Genomic DNA, 8292 nt, shown 5'->3' with positions numbered 1-8292 from the left:
GCGGACCTGGCTGGAGACGATCACCTGGGAGGCGGCCGACCAGGCGACGACGGCGTTGCAGTCGGCGAACGTGGTCGGCGTGACCGGCAGCACCACGGGTGTGCCGTGCGTCTTGACCACGATCGTGCCGGTGCCCTGGAACTGCATGGTGAACAGCGCGCCGCCCGGGATGCCGTGGCCTTCGACGCGGCGCACCTCGTACTGCAGGCTCTCGTCGAAGGCGAGGACGTTCTCGGCGGACACGCAGATCGCGTCGCCCTGCAGTTCCACCGGGTGCAGGTGGGTGGAGTTCTCCGCGAGGAACACCTGGCCCTGGCCGGTGCAGCGCATCAGCTGCATCTCCTGGCCGGTGGCGTTGCCGACGATGCGTCCCGCGAACCCGGCGCCCTTGTAGCTGAAGTCGACCTTGCCCTGGTAGAGCACCATGCTGCCCTGCTTGGCCAGCACCGGCTGGCCGCCGACGCCGAGGTCGACGCGGATCAGCTTCTTGTTCTGCTGCGTCCAGCGCTGCCCGGTCGGCGTCTCCTTGAACGCCTGGAGCGCGGCCGTCACACCGGCACCGGTCTGCGGGGCGCCCTGCGGCGCTCCGTACGGGGCGGTCTGCGGGCCGGGGACCTGCCCGTGGCCCGGGGGCATGGGCGGGGCCGGCTGGGCCACGCCGTAGGTGGCGGGCTGCGCGCCGTAGCCCGGGGGCAGCGGCGCGCCGGGCCCGCCGCCGTACGACGGCTGCTGGGGCGGCTGGCCGTAGGGCGCGGGGGCCGGGGCGGCCGGTGGCGGGACGGTGGCGCCGGCGGGCGGGGTGAGGGGGGCGACGATCGTCGGTGCGCCGTGCACGTTCGGCGCGGGCGCCGGCGGCGGGGGCGTGTGGCCGGGCGGCGGGGCGAAACCCTGCGGTGCCGGGGCGGGGGCCGTCGCAGGTGCGGGGGCCGCCGGGGCGCCGAACGCGGGCGGGGCGAAGCCGGGGGCCGCGCCGGGCTGCGGCTGCTGCGCGGCGGCGGGCTCCTCGTCCAGCACCTCGCCGCCGAAGTTCTTCAGCAGCGCGTCCAGACCACCGTCGAAGCCCTGCCCGACCGCGGCGAACCGCCACCCGTCCTTGAAGTAGAAGTCCCCGAGCATCACGGCCCGCTCGGTGGAGAACTCCGCGCCGCTGAAGGAGTACCGTGCGACCTCTTCGCCGCCCGCCACGATCCGCAGGTAGCCGGGGGCGATCTGGGACATCTGCCCGGCGCCGTCGAGGGTCGCCGTGAAGGACAGCTTGCGGATGTGCGAGGGGATCCGGTCGAGCGTGACCCGGAACGACTCCGTGTCACCCGCCTGGGCGCCCAGCAGCTGGATGGACTCCTCCGGGGACTTCGGCTGGTTGAAGAAGACGAAGTACCGGTCGTCCGAGAGACGCTCGTCGGCGTCCAGACCGAAGCAGCTGATGTCGAAGGTCAGTCCGGGGGCGGAGATCTGCACGCCTACGTACAGATCGGTGCCCGCCGTGAGGTCACTGATCCTGGCCTTGTGGCCGCGTTGGAATTCCCTGGCCATGCGTTACGACCGTCCCCCATCCCGAATGTGAGTGCGTCGCGCCAGGCTAACGGCAAAGCCCGGCGACGACCCCGGAGGGCCGGTGTCGGTACAGACCCGGTACACAACCACGCCCTGCCGCCGACCCGGGACACGGGCCGCCCGGCCGGGCCGCTCAGGGCTCCTGTTCGTCCCGCGCGCCGGGCACGTGCGGCAGGCGCGCGGCGGCGACCACGCCCTCGAGGTAGCCGCGGGCCCGCTCGGTGCGCGGGTAGGCCTCGAGCAGCCGCCAGAAGCCGGGGCCGTGCCCGGGCACCAGCAGGTGCGCCAGCTCGTGGCAGAGCACGTAGTCCACGACGTACTCCGGCATCCCCTGCAGGCGGTGCGAGAGCCGGATGCTGCCCTCGGCCGGGGTGCACGAACCCCAGCGGGTGTTCTGGTTGGTCACCCAGCGCACCGACGCGGGCCGGGCCCGGCCGTCGAAGTACTGGGCGGACAGCCGCTCGGCACGCTCGGCCAGCTCGGCGTCGCCCAGCACCCGCCGGCTCTCCTGGGCGGCGAGTTTGTCGAGCATGACGGTCACCCAGCGCTGCTCCTCCGCCTTCGACATCCGGGCGGGGATCAGCACGACGGTGCGATCGCCCTCGCGGTACGCGGAGACCGTCCGGCGGCGCCGGGCGCTCCTGCGGACCTCGATCGCGCTCGCCCGCGGGCCGCCGGGCGGCTGGCTCGTCGTGCTGCGCTGTGGTTCGACGGCGCGGTGCAGTGGGTCGGCGGGCACGCCCCGACGTTACCCGGTGGCCGTGGGCGAAGTCGCGGCTCCGGGGCGGCCGGCCGCCGATCCCCCACCATGTGTTTGATTCGTAGGACCGATCCGTACATCCGTTTTGCACCCTTTCGCCCAACTAGCCGGTATGACGAACATCCCGCGCCTGTGGACAACTCACGACACCCGGCGCCCGGGCCGGGCATGCTGGCAGGCGTCGGCGGACCGCGACCGCTTCCCGCCGGCACCGGACACCGAGGGAGACGGGGGACAGGGATGCATCCGGTGGTGAAACCCGCGCTGCGGCGCGGCTGGCGCGATCTCCATACCGTGCAGTTCGGGATGACCCCGGCGCACGCCGTCACGCTGGGCCCGGTGGACACGGCGACCGGCAGCCTCCTCGACCTGCTCGACGGCACCCGCGGCCTGCCGCTGCTGCGCGAGGAGGGCCGCCGCGCCGGCGTACCGCCACGCCAGGTCGACGCGCTGGTCCAGCGGCTGGCCCGCGCCGGCCTCGTCGACGACGCGCGCGGCGGCGGGCCGGCCGCGGACGCGCTGCGCGGCAGACCCGGCGTCCTGGAGCGGCTGCGCCCCGACCTGGCCGCACTGTCCCTCCTCACGCCCGAGCCGGGTGGCGCACCGGCCCGGCTCGCGGCCCGGCGCGCCCAGCGGGTGCGGGTGCACGGAGCGGGCCGGGTCGGTGCCCTGCTGGCCTCGGTCCTCGCCGGCGCCGGCGTCGGCGAGGTCGACGTACGCGACGCGGGCCGCGTCGAGCCGTGGGACGTGGCACCGGGCGGACTGCCCGCCGAGTCGGTCGGCGACCGCCGGGACACGGCGGCGCGGGCCGCCGTCCGCCGCGCGGCACCGGACCGCCCGCCCCGCCACGCCCACTCCCCCGGGTCCGGCGCCGAGGACCCCGGCCTCTCCCTGGTCGTCATCGCGCCCCGGGACGACGTCGCCGTGCACGCCCCGGACCCGCTCACCGCCGCACCGCTCATGGCCGCCGGCACTCCTCACCTGTACGCCGGTGTCGTGGAGGGGACGGGCGTCGTCGGCCCGCTCGTGCTGCCCGGCGAGTCGGGCTGCACCGGCTGTCTGCACCGGGACCGCGCGGACCGCGACGAGGCCTGGCCCCGGCTGGTCGCCCAGTGGCAGTCCGGGCGGGCCCGCCGGGGCGGGGCCTGCGACCTGGCCCTGGCCACGACGGTGGCCGGACTCGCGGCGGCCCATGCGCTGGCCTTCCTCGACGGGGGTGCACCGTCCGCAGCGGGCACCCGCTGGGAAGCGTCCCTGCCCGGTCTGCGCTGGTGCGCCCGGCCGGTCCGGCCGCATCCGGAGTGCGACTGCGGGGCAGCGCAGCGGGGTAATCGGGAGCACTCCTCAACCGACGGGCGGCAGCGCGCGACAATGGCGGTGCAACGGCCGTCGACGGTGCGGCGACGCGAAGCGGTCGCGGCACGGCCGACTGGGACTTGGAGGGCGCATGTCTGATCTTCCCCGGAAGGCGGTCACCCGTACCGCCAAGCTCGCCGCGCTCCCGCTCGGCATCGCCGGCCGGGCCACCTGGGGGCTGGGAAAGCGGATCGTGGGCGAGTCCGCGGAGATCGTCGGCCGCGAGCTGCAGCAGCGCACGGCCGAGCAGCTCTTCAAGGTCCTCGGCGAGCTCAAGGGCGGCGCGATGAAGTTCGGGCAGGCGCTGTCCGTCTTCGAGTCGGCGCTGCCGGAGGAGATCGCCGGCCCCTACCGCGCGGCCCTGACCCGGCTGCAGGACGCGGCCCCGCCGATGCCGACCCGCACGGTGCACGCCGTCCTGGAGGAGCGGCTCGGAGCGGACTGGCGCGACCTGTTCGAGGAGTTCGAGGACAAGCCGGCCGCCGCGGCCTCGATCGGCCAGGTGCACCGGGCGGTGTGGCACGACGGCCGTGAGGTGGCGGTCAAGGTGCAGTACCCGGGAGCCGGCGAGGCGCTCCTGTCCGACCTCGGCCAGCTGAGCCGTTTCGCCCGGCTGCTGGGCCCGCTGATCCCGGGCATGGACATCAAGCCCCTGATCACGGAGTTGAGGGACCGGGTCTCCGAGGAACTGGACTACGGTTTGGAGGCCCAGGCCCAGGCCGCGCACGCGGAGGAGTTCACCGACGACCCGGACGTGGTCGTCCCGGCCGTCGTGCACCAGTGCGAGCAGGTCCTGGTGACCGAGTGGATCGACGGCATCCCGCTGTCCGAGATCATCGCGGACGGCACCCCGGAGCAGCGCGACCGGGCCGGCCAGCTCCTGGCCCGCTTCCTCTTCTCGGGGCCCGCCCGCACCGGCCTGCTGCACGCCGATCCGCACCCGGGCAACTTCCGGCTGCTGCCCGGCGGCCCGGCCGGCGCGGACGACTGGCGCCTCGGCGTCCTGGACTTCGGCACGGTCGACCGCCTCCCCGGCGGCCTGCCGGCCCCGATCGGCGTCTCCCTGCGGATGACGCTGGACGGCGAGGCCGAGGGGGTCTACGAGCTGCTGCGCGCCGAGGGCTTCGTCAAGGAGACCATCGCCCTCGACCCCGACGCGGTCCTCGACTACCTGCTGCCGATCATCGAACCGGCCCGGGTGGAGGCGTTCACGTTCACCCGCTCCTGGATGCGCGGCCAGGCCGCCCGCATCGCCGACCCACGCTCCCCCGCCTACCAGCTCGGCAAGCAGCTCAACCTGCCGCCGGCCTACCTCCTCATACACCGGGTGACCCTGAGCACCATCGGTGTCCTGTGCCAACTCGGCGCCACCGTACGGCTGCGCGAGGAACTGCAGGAGTGGCTGCCGGGCTTCGTGACGGAGGAGGCCCAGGAGGACCTGACCGAGGAGGAGAGGGGCGTGGAGGGCCTGGCCGAGGGCGACGCGGGGTAGGGGCCGTGCGGCGAGGCGGCCGGCTCAGTCGTCGGCCGCCACGACGAGGGTGAGCCGTGCGGCCGACCGTTCGATGAGCACGAACTCGTGGAAGCAGTCGTGTACACGCCCCCAGTCGTGAATCGCCTCGTCGCCGAGTTCGCCGAGGCAGTGGACGGCATCGGCTGCGGCCAGGCGGTCGAACACCTCGCGCCGCAGATCCGCCTCCAGGTCGCTGGATGCGTCCCCGAGCGGACCCACCCAGTCGCGCAGGATCCGCACGGCCTTCTCCTGGCCGACGGGCTCGTAGAGGCGGGGGGTGATCAGCCGCAGCCAGTACGGACCGTGCCGGGTCCCCTCCGCCAGAACCCCACCGCCCGCGTAGTCGTCCCGGAACTGCTCATGCCCGATCAGCGCGGCAAGCAGTTCCCCGCCGTCCACGGATTCGGCACCTTCCGCGGGGAAGTGGAACTCCTTGATGTCGACCCACCGGTACCCGTGGTCCTTCGGATCCGGGGCGTAGTGCCGGAAATTGATGAAGGCGCTTCCTGCGTGAGCGAGCCGGTCGTCCATGGCGCCAGCCTAGAAGGGCGGGCACGAGCACCTGTGCCGGCCCGTGGTCACCACCAGGCCGAGTCCAGCCGCCCCTCGATGGACCGCAGGTTCTCCCGCGAGCATGCGTCGCAGAAGTACTGCCGGACGCCGTTCTCGACGGAGCAGGTCCAGGTGACGGGCGGGGGGCCGTCGGCGGGAGTGCCGCAGCGGGCACACAGCAGGCGGTGGCGCTCCGCGGTGGAGCCGCCCTGATCACTTCCGACGGGAAGACTCGTCACCCGGTGACGATAACTCCGCATCCGGCCGATCGCCCGCGCAACGCACCGCGGGGGCCGGTCCGTTCGGCCGGACCGGCCCCCGCGGGGAGCCTTCGCCTCCCTCGTCCGGGGAGGCCACCGCTGCTCGGGTGTGTTCCTTACTGCATGACGGCCATGGCGAGCGCACGGCGGGCGCGCAGCGAGGCGCGCTCGGCCCGGCGCTGCATCCGCCGGGCGGTGGCCAGGCGCACGGCCCGGCGTTCGCGTACGGCGTCATGGAGTCGCTCGTGCATATGCGCACGAGCCAGGGCTTCTTGCATGAGTTGCATCTCGCGGTTCCTGTTCTGACGCGTTCCGGTCGCGCCGGAGGGAGTGAAGTCTGAGGTCGCGGAGCCGGCGGGCTCGGTGGTGGACGGCTTCATCGGGGCCTGCTTCTTGGGGTCGTGCGTGAGGGGGCGATCGATCGTTCCTGCGGTGTTCATGCTGTGACCGGGTTCTTGCGCGGGCGACCACGCGGCCGCTTCCGGGCGACGACGACACCCTGGACGAAGAGCTCGCCACCCCAGACGCCCCAGGGCTCGCGCCGCTCCTTGGCGCCGGCGAGGCAGGCCTCCATCAGCGGGCAGGTGCGGCAGAGGGACTTGGCGTACTCCACGTCCGCGGGCGACTCGGCGAAGAAGACCTCCGGGTCGTAGGAGCGGCAGGGGACGGGTACGCCGAGGTTCTCGATGGCGTCGTCGAGCGCGGTGAGCGCGGTGAGGGGGATCAAGGTGGGGTCCTCCGTGAGGCCGGGCGGGGGGAGCGTTTGTGAAGGCGGTACGGACGGGGCGTGCGCTTCGAGTTGCACGATCGGTCTTCCTCGTCTGGTCGTTCCGGCCGGTTGACCGGGTGTCGGCGTGGTACCGGGTTCTTTCCTTGTCCCGAGGCCCCTTCGCTCCGTCGTCCCCGTTCGGGGAAAACAGAAGGGCCGCGGATCCCGGATGGGGTTCCGCGGCCCTGAAGGCGCCGGCCTGATCGTCGATCAGGCTGGATCACTCCAGGGTTCTGGCCCACGGAAGGCCCACATCAGGTGGTGCTGCGTCGTCTGATTCCGGAATCCGGCACCGGCCGCCGCAAAGGCATAGGCGTGTGCCTGTGCCACTACCGCTTCCAGTGCCTTGGTCGGTCGCTCGTCGCGCTCACGGACGGGAAGACCCGCGAGGGCGACGGAGGACGCCGGACGCACGGCACGGATGCCGGACAGACCGGTGCCCTGGTGGGAGGCGCCGAGCATGCACGTGGAGACGGCCGAGCGATCGGTCAGTTTGGCCGTGCTGACGGTGGAGCTGATGTTGATGCTGATCACTGGACTCGCCTCCTCTCGGCGTCTCTGGGACTGGGCTGAGCCAGTCCGTTGGGATGTGCAAGTACAACACGGAACCGGGCCTTCGAGAAGGCCGCCGCTTCCGTGCCTAGAACCTATGGGGATTGCCGGGGCATGTGCAAACTATTTTTTCGACGAGTTGGCATCAGTCGCCGCCGTCCTCCTGGCCGGGCTCCTGGCCTGCGCAGATGGCCAGGACATCGGCCCCGTAACTGCGCAGCTTGCGGCTGAGGACGCCGGGGATGCGGGCCAGTTCGGCGGGAGTCTCCGGGCACGCCTCGGCGATGGCCATCAGGGTCCGGTCGGTGAAGACGCAGAAGTCCGGCTGCCCGCTGCGCTCCGCCTGGGCCGCGCGCCACTCCCTGAGCCGTTCGTAGAGTCCCTCGTCCATGTCCGAGGGGCAGTCGGCGCAACGCATCAGTTTCATCTCGCCCGCGTCGGTGAGCGTGCGGCCGCAGACGCGGCAGCGGGCCGGGGTGCGCTGGAGGCGCCGTGGGGTGCCGGCGGCGCTCGCGGGGGTGCCGCGCTCGACGCCTCCGGCCGCGCCGGCGCCGGTGCGGCCGACGGTGGGAGTGGTGCCGGGGCGCAGCCCGTCGAGGAACCGGCTGGGCCGGCGGTTGGGCCGTCCGCCGGGTGAGCGGGACAGCGCCCAGGACAGATGGAGGCGTTCGCGGGCGCGGGTGACGCCGACGTAGAGCAGGCGGCGCTCCTCCTCGATCTGCTCGTCGGTGCGGGCGTAGGTGATGGGCAGCATGCCCTCGGCGACGCCGACGAGGAAGACGACGTCCCATTCCAGGCCCTTGGCGGCGTGCAGGGAGGCGAGGGTGACGCCCTGGACGGTCGGGGCGTGCTGGGCGCCTGCCCGTTCCTCCAGTTCCGTCACGAAGTCGGCGAGGGTGGCCCGGGGCCGGGCCGCGGCGAGGTCGTGGGCGAGGGCGACGAGGGCGGCCAGGGATTCCCAGCGCTCCCTGACGGC

Annotated in this window: 10 protein-coding genes; 2 read left to right on the top strand and 8 right to left on the bottom strand. The window is 73.3% G+C overall.

All coding sequences use genetic code 11. The features are described from left to right. Positions 1 to 1533: TerD family protein (locus IE312_RS13505; protein WP_229899676.1), on the bottom strand; the 1533-nt coding region annotated here is incomplete at its 3' end. A 154-nt stretch (positions 1534 to 1687) separates the two neighbouring features. After that, positions 1688 to 2293, bottom strand: a complete 606-nt coding sequence (locus IE312_RS13500; protein WP_189981463.1) for a M48 metallopeptidase family protein — start codon at positions 2291 to 2293, stop codon at positions 1688 to 1690. A 261-nt stretch (positions 2294 to 2554) separates the two neighbouring features. On the opposite strand from IE312_RS13500, the gene IE312_RS13495 reads away from it, so the two are divergent. Beyond that, positions 2555 to 3769 carry a TOMM precursor leader peptide-binding protein gene (locus IE312_RS13495; RefSeq protein WP_189981461.1) on the top strand — a complete coding sequence of 405 codons (1215 nt, stop codon included), beginning with the start codon at positions 2555 to 2557 and terminating at the stop codon, positions 3767 to 3769. Next, on the top strand, positions 3762 to 5162 hold the full coding sequence (locus IE312_RS13490; RefSeq protein WP_189981459.1) for an ABC1 kinase family protein: 1401 nt from the start codon (positions 3762 to 3764) through the stop codon (positions 5160 to 5162). Before IE312_RS13495 ends, IE312_RS13490 begins: the two co-directional genes overlap by 8 nt. A 24-nt stretch (positions 5163 to 5186) precedes the next feature. Here IE312_RS13490 and IE312_RS13485 read toward each other — a convergent pair whose 3' ends face one another. The 6 genes from IE312_RS13485 to IE312_RS39875 form a co-directional block, all read right to left on the bottom strand. Next, the gene (locus IE312_RS13485; protein ID WP_189981457.1) at positions 5187 to 5714 is read right to left on the bottom strand and encodes a hypothetical protein; all 528 of its coding nucleotides are present in this window, start codon (positions 5712 to 5714) and stop codon (positions 5187 to 5189) included. A 47-nt stretch (positions 5715 to 5761) separates the two neighbouring features. Next, positions 5762 to 5974 (bottom strand): hypothetical protein, encoded by a 213-nt coding sequence (locus IE312_RS13480; protein WP_189981455.1) that lies wholly within the window; start codon positions 5972 to 5974, stop codon positions 5762 to 5764. 137 nt (positions 5975 to 6111) lie between these two features. Then, the gene (locus IE312_RS13475; protein WP_189981453.1) at positions 6112 to 6435 is read right to left on the bottom strand and encodes a putative WhiB-interacting protein; all 324 of its coding nucleotides are present in this window, start codon (positions 6433 to 6435) and stop codon (positions 6112 to 6114) included. Next, positions 6432 to 6800, bottom strand: coding sequence for a WhiB family transcriptional regulator (locus IE312_RS13470; RefSeq protein WP_189981452.1), 369 nt, complete (start codon positions 6798 to 6800; stop codon positions 6432 to 6434). The genes IE312_RS13475 and IE312_RS13470 overlap by 4 nt, the downstream gene beginning before the upstream one ends. Before the next feature lie 174 nt (positions 6801 to 6974). Continuing rightward, complete coding sequence (locus tag IE312_RS13465; protein WP_189981450.1) at positions 6975 to 7298, bottom strand: hypothetical protein; 324 nt, start codon at positions 7296 to 7298, stop codon at positions 6975 to 6977. Positions 7299 to 7461: 163 nt separating this feature from the next. Then, positions 7462 to 8292 (bottom strand): ATP-dependent DNA helicase UvrD2 (locus IE312_RS39875; RefSeq protein WP_229899674.1); only part of this gene is annotated, 831 nt, incomplete at its 5' end.

Source organism: Streptomyces capoamus (assembly GCF_014654935.1).
Classification (GTDB): Bacteria; Actinomycetota; Actinomycetes; order Streptomycetales; family Streptomycetaceae; genus Streptomyces; species Streptomyces capoamus.
This window is presented reverse-complemented; position numbering and strand designations above follow the sequence as displayed.

Bases quoted from the DNA above. Each gene is read 5' to 3' on its own strand.
- IE312_RS13495 (WP_189981461.1), top strand. From the start codon at position 2,555: ATGCATCCGGTGGTGAAACCCGCGCTGCGGCGCGGCTGGCGCGATCTC.
- IE312_RS13490 (WP_189981459.1), top strand. From the start codon at position 3,762: ATGTCTGATCTTCCCCGGAAGGCGGTCACCCGTACCGCCAAGCTCGCC.
- IE312_RS13485 (WP_189981457.1), bottom strand. From the start codon at position 5,714: ATGGACGACCGGCTCGCTCACGCAGGAAGCGCCTTCATCAATTTCCGG.
- IE312_RS13475 (WP_189981453.1), bottom strand. From the start codon at position 6,435: ATGAACACCGCAGGAACGATCGATCGCCCCCTCACGCACGACCCCAAG.